The 20,724-nt window shown below is 73.9% G+C and carries 19 protein-coding genes; 11 read left to right on the plus strand and 8 right to left on the minus strand.

What is annotated here, in order from left to right; genetic code table 11:
* Positions 1–33: 33 nt before the first annotated feature.
* The gene (locus ACH4D3_RS18090) at positions 34–3,789 is read right to left on the minus strand and encodes a S8 family serine peptidase (RefSeq protein ID WP_398323109.1); all 3,756 of its coding nucleotides are present in this window, start codon (positions 3,787–3,789) and stop codon (positions 34–36) included.
* A gap of 295 nt (positions 3,790–4,084) precedes the next feature.
* Here ACH4D3_RS18090 and ACH4D3_RS18095 point away from each other — a divergent pair, with 295 nt between their 5' ends.
* On the plus strand, positions 4,085–5,413 hold the full coding sequence (locus ACH4D3_RS18095) for an SGNH/GDSL hydrolase family protein (RefSeq protein ID WP_398323111.1): 1,329 nt from the start codon (positions 4,085–4,087) through the stop codon (positions 5,411–5,413).
* A 21-nt stretch (positions 5,414–5,434) separates the two neighbouring features.
* Here ACH4D3_RS18095 and ACH4D3_RS18100 read toward each other — a convergent pair whose 3' ends face one another.
* Positions 5,435–6,046: a TetR/AcrR family transcriptional regulator gene (locus ACH4D3_RS18100; protein ID WP_398323113.1), complete on the minus strand. Its 612-nt coding sequence runs from the start codon at positions 6,044–6,046 to the stop codon at positions 5,435–5,437.
* Positions 6,047–6,130: 84 nt separating this feature from the next.
* On the opposite strand from ACH4D3_RS18100, the gene ACH4D3_RS18105 reads away from it, so the two are divergent.
* A complete protein-coding gene (locus ACH4D3_RS18105; protein ID WP_398323115.1) occupies positions 6,131–7,078 on the plus strand; it encodes an aldo/keto reductase in 948 nt (315 codons plus the stop codon).
* A 12-nt stretch (positions 7,079–7,090) separates the two neighbouring features.
* Here the strand turns inward: ACH4D3_RS18105 and ACH4D3_RS18110 are convergent, their stop codons facing one another.
* From ACH4D3_RS18110 to ACH4D3_RS18120, 3 genes are all read right to left on the minus strand, one after another.
* Entirely contained in the window at positions 7,091–7,624 is a 534-nt protein-coding gene (locus ACH4D3_RS18110; RefSeq protein WP_398323605.1) for a TetR/AcrR family transcriptional regulator, read from the minus strand.
* A 22-nt stretch (positions 7,625–7,646) separates the two neighbouring features.
* Positions 7,647–8,483: an alpha/beta fold hydrolase gene (locus ACH4D3_RS18115; RefSeq protein WP_398323117.1), complete on the minus strand. Its 837-nt coding sequence runs from the start codon at positions 8,481–8,483 to the stop codon at positions 7,647–7,649.
* 102 nt (positions 8,484–8,585) lie between these two features.
* On the minus strand, positions 8,586–8,816 hold the full coding sequence (locus ACH4D3_RS18120) for a hypothetical protein (RefSeq protein WP_398323119.1): 231 nt from the start codon (positions 8,814–8,816) through the stop codon (positions 8,586–8,588).
* 198 nt (positions 8,817–9,014) lie between these two features.
* Between ACH4D3_RS18120 and ACH4D3_RS18125 the strand changes: the two genes are divergently transcribed.
* The 5 genes from ACH4D3_RS18125 to ACH4D3_RS18145 all read left to right on the plus strand — a co-directional run bounded on the left by ACH4D3_RS18125 (position 9,015) and on the right by ACH4D3_RS18145 (position 15,406).
* Positions 9,015–9,983: a PmoA family protein gene (locus ACH4D3_RS18125; protein ID WP_398323120.1), complete on the plus strand. Its 969-nt coding sequence runs from the start codon at positions 9,015–9,017 to the stop codon at positions 9,981–9,983.
* A gap of 199 nt (positions 9,984–10,182) precedes the next feature.
* Entirely contained in the window at positions 10,183–12,408 is a 2,226-nt protein-coding gene (locus ACH4D3_RS18130) for an MMPL family transporter (protein ID WP_398323122.1), read from the plus strand.
* A 92-nt stretch (positions 12,409–12,500) separates the two neighbouring features.
* A complete protein-coding gene (locus ACH4D3_RS18135; RefSeq protein WP_398323124.1) occupies positions 12,501–13,688 on the plus strand; it encodes a sensor histidine kinase in 1,188 nt (395 codons plus the stop codon).
* Positions 13,685–14,356, plus strand: a complete 672-nt coding sequence (locus ACH4D3_RS18140; protein ID WP_398323126.1) for a response regulator — start codon at positions 13,685–13,687, stop codon at positions 14,354–14,356. Before ACH4D3_RS18135 ends, ACH4D3_RS18140 begins: the two co-directional genes overlap by 4 nt.
* Positions 14,357–14,398: 42 nt before the next feature.
* On the plus strand, positions 14,399–15,406 hold the full coding sequence (locus ACH4D3_RS18145) for a homoserine dehydrogenase (protein WP_398323127.1): 1,008 nt from the start codon (positions 14,399–14,401) through the stop codon (positions 15,404–15,406).
* A gap of 33 nt (positions 15,407–15,439) precedes the next feature.
* Here the strand turns inward: ACH4D3_RS18145 and ACH4D3_RS18150 are convergent, their stop codons facing one another.
* Together ACH4D3_RS18150 and ACH4D3_RS18155 are read right to left on the minus strand one after the other, a co-directional pair.
* Positions 15,440–16,429 (minus strand): NAD(P)-dependent alcohol dehydrogenase, encoded by a 990-nt coding sequence (locus ACH4D3_RS18150; RefSeq protein ID WP_398323129.1) that lies wholly within the window; start codon positions 16,427–16,429, stop codon positions 15,440–15,442.
* A 131-nt stretch (positions 16,430–16,560) separates the two neighbouring features.
* A complete protein-coding gene (locus ACH4D3_RS18155) occupies positions 16,561–17,175 on the minus strand; it encodes a dihydrofolate reductase family protein (protein ID WP_398323131.1) in 615 nt (204 codons plus the stop codon).
* A gap of 91 nt (positions 17,176–17,266) precedes the next feature.
* On the opposite strand from ACH4D3_RS18155, the gene ACH4D3_RS18160 reads away from it, so the two are divergent.
* A complete protein-coding gene (locus tag ACH4D3_RS18160; protein WP_398323133.1) occupies positions 17,267–18,013 on the plus strand; it encodes a DUF1838 domain-containing protein in 747 nt (248 codons plus the stop codon).
* Positions 18,014–18,074: 61 nt separating this feature from the next.
* Entirely contained in the window at positions 18,075–18,680 is a 606-nt protein-coding gene (locus ACH4D3_RS18165; RefSeq protein ID WP_398323135.1) for a DUF998 domain-containing protein, read from the plus strand.
* Positions 18,681–18,686: 6 nt separating this feature from the next.
* On the opposite strand, the gene ACH4D3_RS18170 is transcribed toward ACH4D3_RS18165, so the two are convergent.
* Positions 18,687–19,049: a hypothetical protein gene (locus ACH4D3_RS18170; protein WP_398323137.1), complete on the minus strand. Its 363-nt coding sequence runs from the start codon at positions 19,047–19,049 to the stop codon at positions 18,687–18,689.
* A 101-nt stretch (positions 19,050–19,150) separates the two neighbouring features.
* Between ACH4D3_RS18170 and sigJ the strand changes: the two genes are divergently transcribed.
* Both sigJ and ACH4D3_RS18180 read left to right on the plus strand, forming a co-directional pair.
* Positions 19,151–20,056 carry an RNA polymerase sigma factor SigJ gene (gene sigJ, locus ACH4D3_RS18175; protein WP_398323139.1) on the plus strand — a complete coding sequence of 302 codons (906 nt, stop codon included), beginning with the start codon at positions 19,151–19,153 and terminating at the stop codon, positions 20,054–20,056.
* A gap of 51 nt (positions 20,057–20,107) precedes the next feature.
* A complete protein-coding gene (locus ACH4D3_RS18180) occupies positions 20,108–20,710 on the plus strand; it encodes a GPP34 family phosphoprotein (RefSeq protein WP_398323141.1) in 603 nt (200 codons plus the stop codon).
* The last annotated feature ends 14 nt before the right edge of the window (positions 20,711–20,724 follow it).

The following is a 20,724-nucleotide window of genomic DNA, read 5'->3' on the forward strand; positions in this document are numbered from 1 at the left end:
ACCTGCCGCACACCCTTCGTGCCGGACGGGCCGCTACCGGCGTACCGCGTAGGCGCGTTGCACCGTCTGCCGGACCGAGTCGCCCGCCGAGTCGCGCGCCGTGACGCGGAGCGTGACCCACGACTCCCCGTGGGCGGGCGGCGTGAGCGAGGCCCGGAACGCGTTGTGGCCGTGCGCGTGGGTGCGCGCCGCCGACCAGGTGCGCCCGTCGTCGTAGGACGCCTCGACCCGGACGCTCACACCGCGCGGAACGGGCAGCCCTTCCTGGGCGCGCACCCGCACGTCGACGTGGTGCGAACGGGTGCCGCGCACGGAATTGCGCACGTCGACCGGTACGTCGTAGTCCAGTTGCAGCAGCGACAGCGGTGCGGCGGCGTCCGTGCGACCCGACTCGAAGGACCAGGAGGTACTGGTGGCCACGCCCCTCGTCCAGGCCTCGGAGTCGCGTGCGGTCTCCATGTCCAGCCGGTAGCGCGCCCGTTCGGCCGGCACGGCCACGTTCTGCCAGGCGCTGTCGACCCCGTCGACCCGCTCGCCGTCCCGGTACAGCACGGCGCTCGCGGTGTCACCGCCGGAGCTGGGCGACCAGTGCCCGGCCTGCGAGTCGGTGAACTCCGGGACCCTCAGCCGCAGTACGTTGCCGTCCCGCACGGTCGGCGTCGTGGTGCCGGCCGGGATCGACGGCCGGACGACCGCGCCCTGCCAGGTCTCCCCGGGCTGTCCGCCGGCCCGGTAGGTGCGCGGATCGTCCCGCATACCGGCGATGAGCGGCTGGTCCACGTCGAACGTCGTGGTGTGGTGCACCCGGTGCTGCCAGGTGGTGTCGCCCGCGCTCACGTACTCGGTGCGCTCGAAACCGAGCGGCACGAACCGGGTGTACTGCAGCCAGGCCGTGTCCTGGTACGGCCGCCAGCCGAAGCGCTGCTCGCTCGCCCACCCCGTGACACCGTTGTCGGCGTATGTGGTGCGGACGACCGCGCTGTTGCGCGCGGACACCGTGTGCACGACCTTCCGGGGCACCTGCTGCTCGGACACCTGCATCACGTCGTACAGGTACGGGCTGCGCGCGGTTCCGGTGAACCGCACCGAGGTCGAGCCGCGGGCGATGCGCGCGAGCAGCTCGGCGCCCGTGTCCTTGCCGATGCGCAGCGTGGGCAGGGCGTTGCGGTCGCCCGTCGGCCGCCAGCGCGTCCAGCCGGTGTCGTTGAAGTGGACGAGGATCACCGCGCGGACCCCGGCCGCGGCCGCCCGTTCGACCAGGGCGCGCTCGCCGGCTCCCGTCGGGTTGTCCACCACCGCGACCTTGCCGCGGGCGCGGGTGAAGTCGGCGTCCGCCGCGTCACCGGCGTCGACCGCGGTCAGGGTCGCGCCCCGCTCGGGGAAGAGCGGCGACGCGGGCATGTAGTACGCGCCCAGGTCGAACCGGGTGCGGGACACCTTCGCCTCGATGAGCGGGGCGACGAGCTGCCAGCGGGAGGCGAACTCGAAGGTGCCCTCGGTGACCTTGGCCGTGGGACTGATGTACAGCCGCTTGGCGATGTCGAAGTACATCGTGCCCTGTGTCAGGCTGCGGCCCCCGATCTCACGGTAGGTCTGGTAGCTCAGGATCCCGCGCTGCTCCGCGGGCCGGGGCGTTCGGATCTCCACGGGAACCGTCTTGCGGGCGTCCAGGGTGACGGTCATGTCCTTGGTGACCTTGACCTCGGGCAGCACCACGTGGCGCAGCTCCTGGCCGTCGTCGGCCGACGTGGTCCAGCTGGTGTTGAGCTGGTACACGCCCTCCTCGACCTCGGCGACGGCGGCCGCGGGGTCGCTGTAGCCGACGAAGCCCTCGGCACCCCAGATGGTGGGCAGGCCGTCGACCTGCCGGCCGTCCTTGTCGATCGTCTTCACGGTGATCCGGTGCGTCGGCCCGTGCACCACCAGGCTCAGCGTGGTGTGCGCGGCCACCGAGCCGTCGGCGGCCGTCGCGGTGACGTAGCCGTAGAACTTGCCCTGTCCGGCGCGGGCGGGATCGACGGTCAGCGGCACCTCGGCCGAGGCACCGGCGGGCACGCGCACGGAGTCGGAGCCGAGCCGCGCCGATCCCTCGGCAGGCGCCTTGCCGCCTTCCGTGGCCAGCTCGACGGCGAGCGAGAGCGTGACGTCCCGGTCCGAGGAGTTGGTGTACCTGACCCCCGACGTCACGGGCTCGGTGTCCTGCGAGGTGAACGGCCCCATGACGAGGGTGCCGGTGGCGGTCACCGCGCCCAGTCCCGCGGCGCGCACGTCGATCCGTCCGCCGCCCTGTTCGGTGACCTTCTGGCCGTCCACCGTGACCGCCGTGCTGATCAGCGCGTCCTTCAACTGCGCGCCGGTCCACTCGGGATGGCGCTGGGCGAGGAGCGCGGCCGCGCCCGCCACATGGGGGGTGGCCATCGAGGTGCCCGAGGCGGCGGTGTAGTGCTCGTCGACCGGGTCGCCCATCGCCGACCCGGCCGCGCGGGCCGCCACGATGCCCACACCGGGGGCCGTGACGTCCGGCTTCACCGCGTCGTCACCGAGGCGCGGGCCGCGGCTGGAGAACGGGGCGAGGGAATCGTCCCGGTCGACGGCCCCGACGGTGAGCGCGGCGTCCGCGGCCCCGGGCGAGCCGACCGTGCGGGGACCCTGCTCGCCCTCGTTGCCGGCCGCGACCACGAACAGTGTGCCGGTGCGCCGGCTGAGGTCGTTGAGCGCCTGGCTCATCGGATCGGTGCCGTCGGTGGCCCCGGCGGAGCCGAGGCTCATGTTGACGACGTCGGCGCCCTGGTCCGCCGCCCACTCCATGCCCGCGATCACCTGCGACTCGCTGCCGAAGCCGTCGTCGCCGAGCACCTTGCCCACCAGCAACTGCGCGGCGGGCGCGACACCTCGGCGGCTCCCGCCGGAGGCGGCGCCGCTGCCGCCGACGATGGAGGCGACGTGGGTGCCGTGCCCGAAGACGTCGTTGGTGCCGGAGCTGCCGGAGAAGTCCTTGGCCGCCGCGACCCGGCCGGCGAGATCGGGATGGCTCTGGTCGGCACCGGTGTCCAGGACGGCGACCTTGACGCCGTCGCCCCGGTAACCGGCCGACCACACGTCCGGAGCGCCGATCTGGGCCGTGCTGCGGTCCAGGGACGCGGCCACCCGGCCGTCCAGCCACACCCGCGGAGTGGTGGCCGCGGCCTTGGCGCGCTGCCCGCCGGCCGGGACGAGCCGCTTCCAGAACCGGCCGAGGTCCGCCTCGTCGACCCGCACGGCGCGTGCGTCGATGCTGTCGAGTTCACGGACCGACGCGTCCCGCCCCAGGTCGGTCAACGCGTTCACGGAGGAGGCCGCCACGCCTTCGGCCTGCTCCACGATGAGCGGCAGCGCGTCGGTGTGCGCGGTGTCGTACCGCTGCGCCAGGAGCGCCGTCACGTCGAACAGGTCCCGGTCCAGGCGTCCGGCGGCGACCAGGGCGTCGGCGTCGGACGGGAGGACCGTCACATGGCCGTCCTGCTCAAGGGTGCGGAAAAGGATGCCCCGTCTCCCGGGCCCCGGCGTGACGGACGCCGCCTGGCGTCCGTCCGCGGCCCGGGTGACGGTCACGCTGTCACCGGTGATCAGCTTGACCGTCGCGGTGCCCCGGTCCGTCGCGGTGCCCCGGTCCGTCGCGGTGCCCCGGTCCGTCGCAGGCGCGACGGCGTCCTGACGCGGGGTGCCCGCGAGTGCGGGTACGGGGGCCACGGCGCCGGCGGCCAGCGCCAGACCGGCCGATATCGCGGCCAACAGGCGGATCCGTCTCATCAGTGCGCTGCCTTCCCATGCGTTCGATGCGAGTTGGTGCGTTGGCCAGAATGAGCTTGGCGAAGACGGGGTGTCATGCGATTCGGGTGGCACAGGTGGGACATGTCGCAAGGGCGACACCGGGGCGCCGCCGCGGTGTACGGCGGATGCAATCGGGTCTCGGGGGCGCGGGGTTGGCGTGCCGGGCGGTGCGCGGGGCACCGCGAGGCACCGCCGGGCCGCGAGTGGCGTGAGCCGGGGAACGGCCGGGGAGGATCCAGCCCTGCACCCCGTCACGTCGGAAAGGCAGGTACCGATGCGCCGTCTCCTTGCCCGAGTACTCGACCCCGCCCGCGCGCCCCTGGCCAGAGGCGTTGCGGCCGCCCTGGCACTCACCCTGGCGTCCTCCGTCCTGGCCGCGTCCACCAGCACCGCCGCCGCTCCCGCCGGTACCGGGCAGGCCGGCCGGCCGGGCGGCAACGCCTGGTTCACGTCCTGGGCCGCCTCACAGCAGAACGCCGCGCCCACACCGCTGCGCGACCAGTCGATGCGCATGATCACCCACCTGAGCCAGGGAGGTGACGCGGTCCGGATACGCGTCCAGAACACCTTCGGCGGGACGCCGCTCACCGTCGACGCGGCGACGGTGGCCCACAGCGACGGCAAGGACGCCGCGACGGAGGGGCGCCCGCGTCCCGTGACGTTCGACGGCCGGCGCCGGGTCGTCGTCCCGCCCGGCGGTGAGGTGTGGAGCGACAGCACCGGGCTCCGCACCGCCGCCCAGGACGACATCGCGGTGTCGCTCTCCGTCTCCGGCACGGTGGCTCCGGGGCGCCACGACAGCGCCTTCCGCACCAACTACCTGACCCCGCCCGGCTCCGGCGACCACACCGCCGACCGGGACGGCACCGCGTTCACCGAAACGACCGGCTCCACGCTCCTGGTCAGCGCGGTCGACGTACGCAACCCGCGCCTGCGGGGGAGCCTGGTCGCCTACGGCAGTTCGGTGGTCGACGGAACCGGGTCGACGAACTGCGGACCGGGCTGCAGCCGCCCGGGCGCCGATCTGAGGTGGACCGACGACCTCGCCCGGCGGATCGCCTCCGAACTGCCCCCCACCCGGCAGTTCGCCGTCGCCAACGCGGGCATCGGCGGCACCACGAGCGCCGCGACCTGCCCGGGCATCGGTGAGTCCGTCCGCGGTCTGGACGCCGCCGCCCGGCTGGAGCGCGACGTGCTGTCGCTGCACGGGGTCACGGGAGTCCTCTACTACTACGGGACCAACGACCTCCCGGCCGGCTGCGACGCCGCCCGGATCGAGGCGAGTTACCGGGAGGTCTTCCAGCGACTGCGCGCGGCGGGCATCAAGGTGTACGTCACGCCCATCACCCCTCGCCCCGGCTACACCGACCAGCACAACCGCGACCGGCACGCCGTCGGCACGTTCGTCTCGAAGTGGAACAGCTGCGGCGGCACCTGCGACGGGATCCTCCCCTTCGACCAGGTGCTCGAAGACCCGGTACGGCCGAACAGCATCAACCCGCCGTACGACACCGGCGACGGCGTCCACGCGAACATCGCCGGCCAGCAGGCCCTCGCCGACATCGTTTCCCTCCCGATGCTGGCGGCCTCGGCCCGCCGGTGACCGGTGACCCGCCGGCGCGGGTCATGAACTCCCCGGCGGCCTGAGGGCGTCGACGACGAGATCGAGCAGGCGCTCCGTGCGCTCCGGCTCGTCGTCGACCGTCGAGAGGAACACGCCGATCAGCATCGCGGTGACGTCGTCGGGTGCCACGTCCCCGCGCAGCGAGCCCTCCTGTGCCCCCTGCGCGAGCATGGTGCCGATCGCGGCCGTGATGCGCTCGCGGGTGGCGGGCGTCGCGAGGCGACCCGAGGCCCAGCCGCTGTGGAGGGTGTTGAGCATGGAGCGTTTCGCCGCGACGAACGCCGCGTAGCGCTCCATCCACGCGCGCAGCGCCCGCTCGGGCGGCAGCGTGTCCAGCAGCGCGGCGGCACTGGCCGTGACGTCGTCCAGTTCGGCGGCGTACACGGCCTCGACCAGCGCCTCGCGGGTGGGGAAGTGGCGGTAGAGCGTGCCGATGCCGACACCCGCCGCACGGGCGATGCCGTCCAACGGGACGGTGTCGTCCGCGGCCGTGAACGCGGCCCGCGCGGCGGCGACGAGCTTCTCGCGGTTGCGCCGCGCATGCGCGCGCAGCGGGCGTTCGGCGCCGCCCGGCCGGTCGGGGGCGGCGCTCGGTTGCTGGTCCGGACTCAAAGCGGAGGATCCTCCGGTAGTGCTACAGTCATGGAAGCGGAGGGTCCTCCGCTTCTGTCATCATCGCACGAGGACGGACTTCCCATGACGTCAACCGGCACCCCCTCCTCCACCCGTGCCACGCACGGCGGCACCCCCCGCCCCGGCGGGGCCGGAGTGCTCGCCGGCCGCACCGTCTCCCGCATCGGCTACGGCGCGATGCAGCTCGAACGCCTGCACGCCGACCGGGCCGCCGCCGTCGCCCTCGTGCGCCGCGCGGTGGAACACGGCGTCGACCACCTCGACACCGCACAGTTCTACGGCGACGGATTCGTCAACGAGGTCATCCGCGAGGCGCTGCGTCCCGCGGACGACGTCGTGGTGGTGAGCAAGGTCGGCGCCGACCCCGACCCCGGCGGCCCCCTCCCGCTGCGCCCCGCACAGCGACCGGAGGAACTGCGGGCGAGCGTCGAGGACAACCTCAGGAGCCTCGGCACCGACCGGATCGCGGTCGTCAACCTGCGCCGCCTCGACACCGGCCCCGGCCTCCGCGCGGAGGGCGACCAGGTGGTCGACCTCGACGACCAGCTCGCCGTGCTGACGGCGCTGCGCGACGAGGGCAAGATCGGTGCGATCGGTCTGAGCAGCGTGACGCCGGACGGACTGCGCCGGGCCCTGACGGCGGGCATCGTCTGCGTGCAGAACGCCTACAGCGTCGTGAGCCGGGACGACGAGGAGATGCTCGCGCTGTGCTCCGCCGAGGGCGTCGCCTGGGTGCCGTACTTCCCGCTCGGCGGCGCGTTCCCCGCCATGCCCAAGGTCGCCGACGAGCCCGCCGTGCACACCGTGGCCGGGGCGCTCGGCGTGACACCGGCCCAGGTGGGTCTCGCCTGGCTGCTCCACCACGCCCCGAACGTGCTGCTCATCCCCGGCACCGCCGACGCCGGTCATCTGGACGCGAACCTCGCCGTGGGCGGGATCGCCCTGGACGCGTCGTCCCTCGCCGCGCTCGACGCCGTACGCAGCCGCTCCGCGGACGTGCCGCTCGGCTGACGCCCGCCGGTGTCACAGGGTGCGCAGGCCCCGGTCGGCGAAGGCGATGAGCCACTCGAAGCTGTCGTCGACGTCGGTGCTCCACTGGAAGCCGTCCGAGGCCTGCAGCGTGGCGAAGCCGTGGAAGAGGCTGCGCAGCAGGCGCAGCGCGTGGTTCACGTCGCCGTCCTTGAGGTCGTAGCCGCGCAGGACCGCGGTGAACGCGCCGAGCAGCCGCTGCCCGGCGACGGCCAGCGGATCGTCCGGCCCCGAGGGTTCCGGGCCGATCGTCGCGGCGTACCGGCCGGGGTGCTCCAGGACGAAGGCGCGGAACGCGCGCGCGGCGGCCGCCAGGGCGTCCCGCCCCGCGTACCCCTGGACGGCGCCGCCGACGGCGTCCGCGGCCTCGTTCAGGGCGCGGACCGCGATCCGCCGGGCGAGGTCGTCCTGGCCGCCCACGTGCTTGTACAGGGACGGGGTGCGTACGCCGACCCGCTCGGCCAGCAGGCCCATCGTGAGGTTGGCGAAGCCCACTTCGTCGGCCAGCGCGGCACCGGCCGCGACCACGGCATCCGGATCCAGGCCCGCCCTAGGCACGGGCGGCGTCCGAGCGGAGGAAGGCGAGCACGAGCGCGGCCACCTCGTCGGGGAACTGGTCGTGCGGGTAGTGTCCGGCGCCCTCGATCATCTCCAGGCGGCCGAGCCCGGAGGGCAGGGCCGCGACGACGGCCGACCCCTCCGCGTGCGGGTCGGCCCAGTCCGGGTCGAGGGTGCCCATCACCACCAGGACCGGGCAGCGGACGTTGCCGAGTTGGGCGCCGGCGTCCGTCGGCGCGCTGCGGCCCATGGCCTGCATCGCCTTCATCCGGCCCGGCTCGCGCAGCAGGGACTCGATGCGGCCGAGCCGCTCGCTCCAGTGGGCCGGCTTCACGCCCGGGTACGCGAGGTCGAGGTACGAGCGCCACATGGGCAGGCTGCCGAACACGCCCGCGCCGAGCAGCCGGAGCATGCCCCGCCGGAACCGCTTCACCCGCAGGTCGCCGAGCCGCACCGACTGCTTGCGGGTGAACGGTGCCAGCTCGACGACCGCCGTGATCAGGGAGGGCTCCCGGGCCGCGGCGATGGTGGCGGCGCCCCCCGAGGCCGAGTGGCCGACCAGTACGGCGGGGCCGCCCAGGTGGCGGATCAGGGCGATCAGGTCGCCGGCCATGGCGGTGCGGCTCCACTCCGGCCAGTCGACGCTCGACTCGCCGCAGCCGCGCAGGTCCACCGCGGCGACCCGGTGACCCGCCGCCACCAACTGGGGGACGATGGCGCGGTAGGCGGCGCGGCTGTCGCCCATGCCGTGCGCGAGCACGATCAGCGGGCCTGACCCGGTCACTTCGTACGCGATCGTGCCGCCGTCGACGGCAAGGTGCTCGGTCATGTCACTCCCCGGTGTGGCTAACGGCATTAACTAAAAGCTACTGCCATTAGCCTTCACTGTCAACGGCCCGTCAATGGCCCGCCAACGGCCCACCGGGAGGGTTTACTGCGCAGGGGTGCGTCGTCCCGTCGCGCGTTGTACGGCCAGCTCCACCTCGCGGTGCGGTACGCCGGTCTCGTCGGCGTAGGCGGCGATGCCCCGGGCGAGTGCGGCGGTGGCGTCGGACCAGACCGCCAGGGCGACCGTGGCGTTCTCGCCCCTGTTGCTGCGGTAGCGGTTGTCCGCCGCCTCGACGGCGCGCCGGAGTTCGATGAGGTGTCTCGGGATTTCCATGGTCAAAAAGCCTAGGGCGGCACGAGGCGCGCCCCAGTGTCTCGCCGAGCGAGAGTGCTCTCGACGAGGGCACTCGTCCTTGCCCCCGTCGGTGCCCAAGTGGCCAGGCGGCGCGGCGAGCCGCCTTGTGGCAAGCGCTTGCTATCTTGGTTGCCCGACGGTGCAGCGGCATATGTCCGCCGGGAGGAAGAGGACCCCATGAAGCTCTCACTCACCCACGTCCACGGCGACCGCGTCACCGTGGCCCACGGGGCGGCCGGAACCGAGCTGTTCTCCTACGTGTACCGCCCCGAGGCCGCGTGGGAGGCGCCCAAGCCGTACCTCCACCCGGTCCGGACCCTGTCCGGCGCAATCGTCACGGACTACCGCCCCAACGACCACCGCTGGCACAAGGGGCTCCAACTGACCGCCTCCCACCTGTCCGGACAGAACCTGTGGGGCGGCAACACCTATGTGCACGGCGAGGGTTACCGCGCGCTGCCGGAGCGGGTCGGCTCGATGGCCCACGTGTCCTTCGAGGAGGTCGGCGCCGAGGCGGACCGCGCCGTCATCGCCGAGCAGCTGACCTGGCACCCGCACGGCGGCGAGCTGTGGGCCGAGGAGAGGCGCCGCATCGAGGTCCGCGACGTCGACCCGGACACCGGCAGCTGGACGCTCACCTGGACGTCCGCGGTGACCAACCGGCGCGCCGAACCACTGCGGTTCGGCAGCCCCACCACCCACGGACGCCCCGCCGCCGGTTACACCGGGCTGTTCTGGCGCGGGCCCCGCGCCTTCCGCGGCGGCCGGGTCTTCACGGCGGAGTCCCCCGCTTGCGCGGAGCCCCTCGCCGGCGCGGAGTCCGGCGAGCCCGCCCACGCCGACCCGATGGGCTCCAGCGCCCGCTGGCTGGCCTACGTCGGCGAGCACGACGGACGGGACGGCCACGCCACGCTCGTCTTCGAACACGCCCCCTCCAACGACCACTCGGGCAAGAAGGGCACCCACCCGGCCCACTGGTTCGTGCGCAGCGACCCCTTCGCCGCGGTCGCACCCTCCTGGGCCTTCCACGAGGAACTGGTCCTGCCACCGGGCGAGACCCTCGCTCGGGCCTACCGCGTGGTCGTCGCCGACGGCGCCTGGGACCGCGCGCGGGTCGCCGCGCACCTGGCGGGCCTCGCGTGGTGAGCCCGGCGTAGGGCGCGACGTACTGCGCGGCCGGGACGGCGGACACCTGAGGGCCGCCCGGGTCTCACCGTCCGGGCGTCCGACCACTGCCGCGGTACTCGAAAGTGAGTACACGCGACGGTCGGTGCGGACGACGACGGGACGGTGGCCGCCCGGTGAGTCTGGAGAGGTTCCCCAGATCAGATGCGGAGACCTCTCCATGGCAACTTTGCTGTACCGGTTGGGCCGTGGCGCCTTTCGACGGCGCCGGTGGGTGACCCTGGCGTGGGCGGCCGTCGTCCTCGGCGTCGTGCTCGGCGCCATGAGCGCCGGCGAGGCGGCCGACGACTCGGACTCGATGCCGGGGATCGAGTCCCAGCACGCCTTCGACCTCATCAACGAGCGGTTCCCGGGCGCCGAGGCGGAGAGTTCGAGTGCCCGGATCGTCCTCGTCGCACCGGACGGCGGCAAGGTCACGGCGACCGAGTACCGGACGGCGATCGACGCCCTGGTGGCCGAGGTGGCCGACGGGCCGCAGGTCGCTTCGGTGTCGGCCCCCCTCGACGCGTCGACGGTCAGCGAGGACGCGTCCACGGCCTACACCACCGTCACCTACAAGGTGACCGACGACAACGTCACCGACGCCAGCAGGGAAGATCTCACGGAAGCGGTGGAGAAGGCCCGGCAGGCCGGCCTGACCGTCGAGGCCGGGGGCGGCGCCCTGGCGGGCGAGCCGTCCACCGGGATCGGTGAGTTCCTGGGCATCGGCATCGCCGCGCTGGTTCTCCTGATCACCTTCGGGTCGCTCGCCGCCGCCGGGGTGCCGCTCATCACCGCGGTCGTCGGCGTGGCCCTCACGCTCGCCTCGATCATCGCGCTGGGCGGCGCCCTCGGCCTGTCCGCGACCGACAGCGACCTCGCGACGATGATCGGCATCGCGGTGGGTGTCGACTACGCCCTGCTCGTCGTCTCCCGCTACCGCGAGGAGCGGGCGAAGGGGCACCCGGCCCAGGAGGCCGCGGGGCTGGCCGTGGGCACGGCCGGATCCGCGGTCGTCTTCGCCGGACTCACCGTGGTCATCGCGCTGGCCGGTCTGTCGGTGATCGGAGTCCCGTCCCTGACGAGGATGGGCCTGGCCGCCGCCGGCGCGGTCGTCTGCGCGGTGCTGATCACACTGACCCTGGTGCCCGCGCTGTTCGGCTTCTGGCCCGACGCCGTGCTGGCCCGCCGCGTACGCAAGGGGGCGAAACCCGGTGCCGCCCGGCCGGTTGGGGAGAGCGGGCAGTGGGCCGCCCGGTGGGCCCGGTTCGTCCGGCGCCGCCCGGTACCCGTGCTGCTCGGCTCGGTGGCCGTACTGGGCGCTCTCGCCGTACCGGCGCTGGACCTGCGGCTCGGCATGCCCGGTGACGAGGCCAAGCCCACGTCCACCACCGAACGCCGGGCGTACGACGCCCTCGCGGACGGCTTCGGTCCCGGGTTCAACGGCCCGCTGACCATCGTCGTGGACGCCCGGCGGGCCGACGACCCGCGCTCCGCAGTCACAGCGGTCTCCGAGAAGATCGCCGGTACCGAGGGAGTCGTCTCCGTGTCGCCGCCCCGGTTCAACGCCGCGAAGGACACCGCGGTGATCCGGGCGGTCCCCTCCACCGCGCCGACCAGCGAGCGAACGAAGGAGCTCGTCCACACCATCCGCGACGAGCGCCTCGCGACGGAGTCCGCCACCGGCACGACCTTCGAGGTGACCGGCACCACCGCGCTCAACATCGACGTCGCCCAGAAGATGACGGACGCCCTGATCCCGTACCTGCTGGTCGTCGTCGGCCTGGCCTTCCTCCTGCTGCTGGTGGTCTTCCGGTCCGTACTCGTACCGCTCAAGGCCGCCCTCGGCTTCCTGCTGTCGGTGGGGGCGTCCTTCGGCGTACTCGTCACCGTCTTCCAGAACGGCCACGGCGCGGGACTCCTGGGCATCGACGAGACCGGACCGATCATGAGCACGATGCCGCTCATGCTGGTGGGCATCGTCTTCGGACTCGCCATGGACTACCAGGTGTTCCTCGTGTCGCGGATGCGGGAGGCCGTCATCCACGGGGAGCGGCCGGCGGAGGCCGTCGCCACCGGGTTCCGCCACAGCGGCCGGGTCGTCACCGCCGCGGCGGTCATCATGATGTCCGTCTTCGCGGGCTTCATGACCGGCGGTGAGACCCTGCTCAAGATGGTCGGCTTCGGCCTGGCCGCCGCCGTCCTGTTCGACGCCTTCGTCGTCCGTATGGCCTTCGTGCCCGCCGTCCTCGTCCTGCTCGGCAAGCGGGCGTGGTGGCTGCCACGACCGCTGGACCGGCTGCTCCCGCGGGTCGACGTGGAGGGCGAGGCCCTCAGCCGCAGGAGCCCCGCCCCGACGCTCGCGGCCCGTCCCGGCGTCGAGGAGCAGGACCCGGTGCGCCTCTGAACCGCGCCCGGGGAGGGCCGCCCGTGTCTGCCGCGGGCGGCCCTTGCGACGTGCGCGGGCCGCATCGGCGATCCTGGTCCGAGGAGGAACTCATGCTCAGCAGTTGGCGACGGTACGCCGACGGTCACCCGCACCTCGTCGAGGCGGCCTTCCTGCTGCTGGTGCTCGTTGCCACGAGCCGGCAGTACGTGGAGTCAGACCCCGGCTGGTGGGCGGGCCAGCCCCTGGCACTCGCGGCCACCGCCGGCCTGTTCCGGCGCCGCGACCACCCGCGAGCGGCGGTCCTGATGACCGCCGCCTGCGCCGCCGTGTCCGTGGCGGTGGGCTATCCGGTCCTGGTGCTGTTGCTGACGCCGGTGCTGGTGGCGCTGTACGAGGCGGCGGTCCGCACCCCGCAGCGAGCGGCCTACGCCTCGTATCTCGGAGCCGTCGCGCTGATCGTTCCGGCCGCGCTGCTCGCCGGGCGCGACGGTCAGCCGTGGGCCGCCGAGAGCCTGCCCCCGGTCGCCTGGATGCTGTTTCCCGTTCTGGCCGGCACGTCGGTCCGAAGCCGCCGCGCGTACCTCCACGCCGTCCACACCCGGGCCGAGCACGCCGAACGCACCCGCGAGGAGGAGGCCCGGCACCGCGTCGCCGAGGAACGCATCCGCATCGCCCGCGAACTGCACGACGTCGTCGCCCACCACATGGCGCTGGCCAACGCCCAGGCCGGCACCGCCGCCCACCTCGCCCGCAGCCACCCCGAGCAGGCCCACGAGATCCTCACGCACCTCACCGGCACCACCGCGTCGGCACTGCGCGAACTGAAGGCCACCGTGGGCCTCCTGCGCAGGCCGGACGACGCCGACGACCCCGAAGACGACCTGCGACCGCCCCCGGGGCTCGGCCGACTCCCCGAACTGGTCTCCGCGTTCGGCTCCGCCGGACTCCACGTCACCGTCACCGTCCGGGGCACACGGCGCCCCCTGCCGCCCGGAGTCGACCTGACCGCCTTCCGGATCGTGCAGGAGGCCCTCACCAACGTCACCAAGCACACCGACGCCGGCACGGCCGACGTGCACCTCGCCTACGCCCACGACCGCCTCACCCTCACGGTCACCGACGACGGCGGCGCCACCCCGCGCCCGCCGGGCCCCGGCGGCGGCTTCGGCCTCCTCGGCATGCGGGAACGCGCCGAGACCTCCGGCGGACGACTGAGCGCGGGCTCCCTCGCGGACGGCGGCTTCGCCGTCACCGCCGAACTCCCCGCCCCGCCACCACCAAGGGAACAGCCCTCATGACGATCCGCGTGCTGCTCGCCGACGACCAGGCCCTGCTGCGGGCGACCTTCCGCATCCTGATCGACTCCAGCGAGGACATGGACGTGGTCGCCGAAGCCGCCGACGGCCGGGACGCCGTCGAGCTGACCCGCACCCACCGACCCGACATCGTCCTCATGGACATCCGCATGCCCGGCACCGACGGCCTCGCCGCCACCGCCGAGATCTGCGCCGACCCGGCCCTCCGGGGCACCCGGGTCCTCATCCTCACCACCTTCGAGACCGACGAACACGTCGCCCGGGCGCTGCGCATCGGGGCGAGCGGGTTCCTCGGCAAGGACGTCACGGCCGAGGAACTCCTCGACGGCATCCGCACGGTGGCCGCCGGCGACGCCCTCCTGTCCGCCGCGGCCACCCGCAGCCTCATCACCCGGTTCCTCGATTCCCCCGACCCCGGGGCGTCCCCCGTGCCGCCCGAGGACCTGGCCGCCCTCACCGCCCGCGAGCGAGAGGTGACCGCCATGGTCGCGGACGGCAAGTCCGACAAGGAGATCGCGGCGGAGCTCTTCCTCAGCCCGCTGACCGTGCGCACCCACGTCCAGCGCGCCAAGACCAAGCTCGGCGCCCGGGACCGGGCTCAGCTCGTCGTCCACGCCTACCGCTCCGGCCTCGTACGACCGCCCCGCTGACGGGCCCTTTCCCGGCCGGTCGTGTGAGAGGATCCCGAATCCATGGATGAAGCGACTCCGACCGCTGTGGTCCTCGCCGGGTACGGCCCGGTCGGGCAGGCCTTCGCCGACCGGCTGGCCCGGGACGGAGAGGCGCTCGCACGCCGTCACGGCGTACGACCGCGGGTGGCCGCCGTACGCGCGAGCGCGGCCCAGTGCCGGCCGGACGCGGACGGGTCGGTGCCGCCGCGCTCGCGGTGGGGTCCCGCGAGGCCGCTGGACGAGACCTTCGACCGCACCGGCGCGCGGGTGTTCGTCCAGGCCGTCCCGTCCTCGCCCGGACTGCGGGAGCGGGCCGCCGAGGAGGCCCTGGCCGCACTGCGCCGGGGCATCCACGTGGTGACGGCCACCAAGAGCCATCTGCTCACGCACTGGCAAGACCTCGACGCGGCCGCCAGGGCGGGCGGCAGCATGATCAGGATCTCCGGGGCCACCGGGGCGGCCCTCCCGGCGGGCGACCTGTCGCGCACGTCCCTGCGCGGGCTGGACTGCCGGACGATCCGCGCCTGCCCCAACGGCACCGCCACCTTCGTGCTCGACCGCCTGGCCGAGGGCGAGACGCTGGGCGACGCGATCCGCGCCGCCGGGCTGCGGGGCATCGCGGAGGCGGATCCCTCGGCGGACCTGTCGGGCGAGGACGCCGCCACCAAGGTGCGGCTGCTGGCCGCGCTGGCCTGGGGCTGGGACCCCGCCGGGGTGCGGGTGCGGGCGGAGCCGGTGGACGGGAGCACGGCGAGCCGTGCCCTGGCAGCGGCCGCCCGGTCCCATCGGCTGCGGGCGGTCGCCGGCGCGTCGCTGGCCGAGCCCGGCGTCGTGCGCGTACGGCTCGAGGAGACCGAACCGGGCGACCCGCTGCACGCACTGACCGGGCCCGAGAAGGCCGTGGTGTTCGGTTGTCCGGACGCGGGGGACGTGACGGTGAGCGGTGGGCGGTCGAGCCCGGTGGGGGCGGCACTGGCCCTGGTGAAGGACACCGTCGAGGTCACGGCCGCGCGTACCGGCTTCCACTGACGCAGGGGTACGGCGACTCGGCCCGGGGGAGGCCTACGCCACGGTGACGACGGTCTTGCCGCGCGCGTGGCCCTCCTCGACGTGCCGCACCGCCCGCGCGGTGTCGGCCAGGGCGAAGGTCCGGCCGACCACGGGCGTGACCTGCCCGGCGTCGACGAGCGCGGCGACGGCGAGAAGGTCCTCGTGGACCGGCCCGTCCGGGGTCGCCGGCAGGATCGGACGCAGCCTCTGCCGCGTGACCGCGTTGGCCGCCGCCAGTTTCAGCATGGCGCCGATCGCCCCGAACACCCGGCCGGGGGAGCCGCCGCCGTTGGCCACCAGGACGCCCGCCGGGGTGAGCACCTGGCGCAACCGGCCCAGCGGGTGGTTGCCCACGTTGTCCAGCACGACGTCGTAGCGCTCGCGCCCGTCGGTGAAGTCCTCCCTGGCGTAGTCCAGGACGTGGGCGGCGCCCAGGGAACGCACCAGGTCGGCGCCGGCGGCGCTGCACACCCCGGTGACCTCCGCGTCCAGGACCGCCGCGATCTGCACCGCGAAGGTGCCCACGCCGCCGCCCGCCCCGTTGACCAGTACCCGCTGCCCGGACCGTACGCGACCGACGGTCCGGATGCCGCGCAGGGCGGTCACCGCCGCCATCGGCAGTGCCGCGGCCTGCTCGAAGGTCAGGCCCTCGGGCACGGGCACCAGCATCGGTGCGGTGGTGCACGCGTACTCGGCGAAGGCTCCCGGGCAGAACCCCATGACCCGGTCGCCGGGGACGAGCCCCCGCACGTCCGCGCCGACCCGCTCCACCACCCCCGCCGCGTCGATGCCGCCCACCCGGTGCTTCGGCCGGGTCAGTCCCATGCCGCCCAGCATCCGTGCCGCGTACGGGTCTCCGCGCAGCATGTGCCAGTCGTAGGGGTTCACCGCGGCGGCGTGCACCCGCACCAGCACCTGGCCGGCACCGGCGTGAGGCCGGTCCACGTCCCGCAGCCGCAGGCTGTCCGGGGGACCGAACCGCTCCTGGACCACTGCCTTCATCGCCCTGCCACCATCCCCTCGGGGACCCCCGGCACCGAGCGCGGGTCGCGCGGTGAGGGCACCGTAGGGGCCGGGCCCGTCCCCGTCAACAGGCCGCCGGGCTCGGCGGTGCGGGTCCGTCGCGGCGCACGTCAGAGGAGTTCGTAGAGCAGGTGCGTGGCGTTCGGTGTGGGGTTGGCGCTCCGCCGGACGAGCGTGTGCGGTGTTTTGCCGGTGAACAGCGGCGTTCCGGAGCCCAGCACGACGGGAGCCAGGTGCAGGGACAGCATCTCGACCAGCCCGGCGTCGAGCGCGGAGCCGATCAGGGCCCCGCCGCCCATCAGGACGACGTCGAGGTCCCGGCCGAGGTCCGCGGAAGCCGCCTCGGCGCGCTCGCGCGCCGCGGTGACGGCGTCGGGCAGACCGGTCGTGACGAACGTCCAGTCGAGGCCGGTGAGCCGGACCGACTCCGGTGGCGAGGCCGTCACGACGACGAACGGCGGCCTGCCGACCTCCGCGGCGCCGTAGCCGACCGTGTCGTCCCAGCCGCCCGGCCCGTCCACCAGGTCGAAGAGCCGGCGGCCGAGGACGACGGCGCCCGACCGGGCGGTCGTCTCGCGCACGATCCGGCGCTCCTCGGGATCGTCGGAGAACGCCCAGGTGTGCAGGGCCTCGCCGCCGGTGCCCAGACCGTTGCCCGGGCCGGGATCGGGCCCGGTGACACGGCCGTCGAGGGAGATCGAGATGTCCGCGATGATGCGAGTCATACAGGGGAGACCCGATCGGCCGCCCGAATTCATCGGGCGGGCCGCCCCGATTCCCGGCCTGCGGGGGCGGCGGTCGCGCAGAGTACGTCCCATGACGACACCCGCGCAGTCGCTCCGCTCCCTCGCCCGAACCCGGGCCTCCCTCGACGGCGAGGAGGTCACGTACTGGTGGTCCGGAAGTGTGTTCGCATGGGCGCCCGACGAGCCCTACGAGCGCCTCTTCGGCTTCGAAGGCGTCAACGTCGCCCGCCTCGTCCACGACGCCGAGGACGGCCCGGACTCCTACCGGCTGCTCACCCGTGAGGCCGCGTTCTACCTGGACCCCGGCACCGGCGACATCCTGGAGACCTGGCGGGACCTGCCGGTGGTGCACGTCTGGAACGACCCGGCGAACCAGAAGTGGCGCCCCTTCCCGGTCCCGACGACCGACCTCGGCGACCAGGTCTGCTTCAGCCTGGAGATCCCGCTCGCCCACCCCTCGCCCCTGCCGGCGGCCCAGTACCCCCGTCACTCGGCCGGTGACACGTACCGGGCCCTGGAACTCTTCCAGTTCTTCGCCCGCCGCGAGGACCTGGCCGGCCCGGACCCCGGCGTCCCGGCGACCATGTCGTGGACCCGGATGTCCCCGTGGGTCCCGTGGATGGCCCGCGGCGCGCGGCCCGGCGGCCTCACCTACCACTGCCGGGGCCGCAAGCTCGGCTCGTACACGGAGGTGCCCGAGCGCACCCGTGCCCACATCGCCGACCACCACCCGCGGTTCGCACGGGCCCCGGAGAAGTGGAGCGAGCCGAACGAGACCAGCTGGACGTACTTCCGCGCACTCGACCCGCCCGTGTGAGGTCCGGGAGCACGGCGGTGCATGCGGTGCACCCCATGGTCACCCGCTTTATGGTGGCCCGATGCGATTTGTTCCCAGATGGGTCCTGCTCTCGTCGGGATGCGCACCCGTACTGCTGATCGCAGGCTGGACCGGCGCCGCGTATGCCGAAGGGGCTTCCTACGACCCCGTCACGCAGACCATCAGCGTTCTGGGGTCGTACGGAGCCGCCGGATTCTGGGTGATGACGGCGGCGTTCCTGGCCCTGGGCGTCTGCCACCTGCTGACCGCCTGGGGGCTGCGGCCCGCCGCCACCGCCGGACGCGTGGCGCTGGGCGGTGGCGGACTCGCCGCGCTGGTCCTGGTGGCGCTCCCCGCGCCCAGCAGCGGGGGCTCCCTGCGGCACGGCGCGGTGGTGGTGGTCGGGTTCACGCTCCTGGCGGTCTGGCCCCTGCTGGCCGTCAACGGAGGTCCGGCCGCTCCCTGGGCGCTGCGCCTGGCACCCTCGATCGTCGTGACGACCCTGATGGCCGCCGGTGGAGTGTGGTTCCTGATCGAGATGCGGCGACACGGTGACGCCGGCGTCGCCGAACGCGTCGTGACGTCTCTCCAGTCGCTGTGGCCCTTCGTGGTGGCCGCCTCCTGCCTCCGCCACGCCCGGCGACCGGGGACGACCCCGCAGGCGTGAGTGCGCTCAACGCCGCGCCAGGGCCAGCACGCTCAGTCCGAACATCAGGACCCCCAGGGGCAGATGGACCGACGGAACGTGCGCGATGCCGAGCACGACCTGGACCGAGGCGAGGAAGAGGAAGCCGCAGGCGTGCCGGACCGGCCGCAGCGAGCCGCCGCCCGGCCTCCACGCCAGCACCGCCGCGAGCACGTACAGCATCGACGCCCCGTACATCACCCGGGCTCCGACGCTGTGCAGCGTCTCCCCGTAGGACGCGGTCAGCAGCAGTCCGGCGGAGACCGCCTGGAGGAAGATGGTCAGTGTCTGCAGGGCGATCGCGATCCGCAGGAACGAGAGTCGGTGCTGCGCCGTCGCCTGGGTTGCCATGCCGCGGTCCCCATTTCCGCCCCCGGGGGCAGTGGATCGGTAAGGTCTCACCAGTCCGACGACGCGGGCCGGTGAAAGGTAAGGCGAGGGGGCGCTCGGGTATGGGGACGGCTGGGACGAGTACCGACGCGACGGTCGGGGAACGGCGTCAACTGATCAATGTCGCCTACCGGTTGCTCGGTTCGCTGGCCGAGGCCGAGGACGCCGTGCAGGAGGCCTACGCCCGCTGGTACGCGCTGCCCCGGAGCCGGCGGGAGGAGATCGCGTCCCCGGGGGCGTGGCTGACGACCGTGACGGGCCGGGTCTGTCTGGACGCGCTCGGTTCGGCGCGGGCCCGGCGTGAGCGCTACGTCGGCGCGTGGCTGCCGGATCCGCTCCCCGCCCACGCCGAGCGGGGCCACGGGCACGGCGCCGATTCCGCCGACCCCGCCGACCAGATGGTCCTGGACGAGTCGGTGACCATGGCCTTCCTCGTCGTCCTGGAGTCGATGACCCCGGCGGAGCGGGTCGCTTTCGTCCTCCACGACGTCTTCCGCTACCCCTTTGCCGACATCGCGGGCATCCTCCGCCGGACCCCCGCGGCCTGCAAGCAGCTCGCGGCCTCGGCCCGGCGCCGGGTGCGCGTCGCGCCGGCTCCGCAGACGCCGGCCGCGGTGCGGGCCGACGTGGTGCGGCAGGTCAAGGAGGCGTGGCAGACCAAGGACATCGCGGCCCTCGTCGACCTCCTCGACCCGGCCGCGGTCATGACCGCCGACGGCGGCGGCACGGTCGGCACCGTCCTGCGCCCGATCGAGGGCGGCGCCCGGATCGCCCAGTACATGGCCGCCATCGCCGACAAGGCCCCGGGACTCGAACTCCTGGAGCGCTCGGTCAACGGGCTGCCGGGTCTGGTGGCCCGGCGCGACGGTGCCGTCATGACCGTCGCGGCCTTCGACGTCGCCGACGGCCGCGTCACCCGCATCTGGGCGGTCCGCAACCCCGAGAAACTGGGGCCGTGGGTAGGCTGACGGGATCGCGGCCGGTGTGTCGCAGCAGATCTGACAGATGTGGAGATCCGCATGACCATGGCGCACGACCTGACGATCGTCTCTCTCGAGGTCCCCTCCGACTATCCGGTCGAGCGCGGCGACCTGTCGCTGGCCCTGGCCGGAGCGGAACTGATCGACCTGATGGAGGCGGGGACGGTCGCGCTGGACGGCGTCCTGTTGCGGCCGGGGTCGCGGGCCGCGTCCGGTGACCGGCTGCTCGACGCGGCGGCGTCCCTGCTCGGCGGGGACCCGGCCGAGTCCGTGACGGACTGGCTGTGGCGCCGGGGCGACGGCCTGGCGGCGCAGTACCTCGCGGCCGCGGGAGCGGACGAGGGCGGCAAGAGCCGCCTGCGACGGAAAGCACGCGGCGGCACCGGCCGTCCGGCCCCGGCCGATCCGGCGGCCCGTCGGCGCGCCACGGACCGCTGGTCCGGTGGAGACCCCGTACTGGCGGGCCTCGCGGCCGCGGTGGGCGTCCGGCACGAGTCGGCCGACGAGGTGGCGGACCCCGAGGACGACCGGGTCGCGACGGTACTCGCCGCGGTGAACGACGCCGTGGTGGAACTGGCCGCGATCCGGCAGCGCCGCAGCATCGAGGAAGCGGCGTTCGACAACATCTGGCGCGGGATGTGACGTCCCCGGCTCCG

Source organism: Streptomyces sp. NPDC018026 (assembly GCF_044327745.1).
Lineage (GTDB): Bacteria > Actinomycetota > Actinomycetes > Streptomycetales > Streptomycetaceae > Streptomyces > Streptomyces rubrogriseus.

What these genes read in the sequence shown, in the direction of transcription:
- ACH4D3_RS18135 (WP_398323124.1), top strand. Translation starts at nt 12,501, where the DNA reads ATGCTCAGCAGTTGGCGACGGTACGCCGACGGTCACCCGCACCTCGTC.
- ACH4D3_RS18120 (WP_398323119.1), bottom strand. Translation starts at nt 8,816, where the DNA reads ATGGAAATCCCGAGACACCTCATCGAACTCCGGCGCGCCGTCGAGGCG.
- ACH4D3_RS18145 (WP_398323127.1), top strand. Translation starts at nt 14,399, where the DNA reads ATGGATGAAGCGACTCCGACCGCTGTGGTCCTCGCCGGGTACGGCCCG.
- ACH4D3_RS18090 (WP_398323109.1), bottom strand. Translation starts at nt 3,789, where the DNA reads ATGAGACGGATCCGCCTGTTGGCCGCGATATCGGCCGGTCTGGCGCTG.
- ACH4D3_RS18155 (WP_398323131.1), bottom strand. Translation starts at nt 17,175, where the DNA reads ATGACTCGCATCATCGCGGACATCTCGATCTCCCTCGACGGCCGTGTC.
- ACH4D3_RS18115 (WP_398323117.1), bottom strand. Translation starts at nt 8,483, where the DNA reads ATGACCGAGCACCTTGCCGTCGACGGCGGCACGATCGCGTACGAAGTG.
- ACH4D3_RS18170 (WP_398323137.1), bottom strand. Translation starts at nt 19,049, where the DNA reads ATGGCAACCCAGGCGACGGCGCAGCACCGACTCTCGTTCCTGCGGATC.
- ACH4D3_RS18165 (WP_398323135.1), top strand. Translation starts at nt 18,075, where the DNA reads ATGCGATTTGTTCCCAGATGGGTCCTGCTCTCGTCGGGATGCGCACCC.
- sigJ (WP_398323139.1), top strand. Translation starts at nt 19,151, where the DNA reads ATGGGGACGGCTGGGACGAGTACCGACGCGACGGTCGGGGAACGGCGT.
- ACH4D3_RS18180 (WP_398323141.1), top strand. Translation starts at nt 20,108, where the DNA reads ATGACCATGGCGCACGACCTGACGATCGTCTCTCTCGAGGTCCCCTCC.
- ACH4D3_RS18140 (WP_398323126.1), top strand. Translation starts at nt 13,685, where the DNA reads ATGACGATCCGCGTGCTGCTCGCCGACGACCAGGCCCTGCTGCGGGCG.
- ACH4D3_RS18130 (WP_398323122.1), top strand. Translation starts at nt 10,183, where the DNA reads ATGGCAACTTTGCTGTACCGGTTGGGCCGTGGCGCCTTTCGACGGCGC.
- ACH4D3_RS18105 (WP_398323115.1), top strand. Translation starts at nt 6,131, where the DNA reads ATGACGTCAACCGGCACCCCCTCCTCCACCCGTGCCACGCACGGCGGC.
- ACH4D3_RS18150 (WP_398323129.1), bottom strand. Translation starts at nt 16,429, where the DNA reads ATGAAGGCAGTGGTCCAGGAGCGGTTCGGTCCCCCGGACAGCCTGCGG.
- ACH4D3_RS18095 (WP_398323111.1), top strand. Translation starts at nt 4,085, where the DNA reads ATGCGCCGTCTCCTTGCCCGAGTACTCGACCCCGCCCGCGCGCCCCTG.
- ACH4D3_RS18160 (WP_398323133.1), top strand. Translation starts at nt 17,267, where the DNA reads ATGACGACACCCGCGCAGTCGCTCCGCTCCCTCGCCCGAACCCGGGCC.
- ACH4D3_RS18125 (WP_398323120.1), top strand. Translation starts at nt 9,015, where the DNA reads ATGAAGCTCTCACTCACCCACGTCCACGGCGACCGCGTCACCGTGGCC.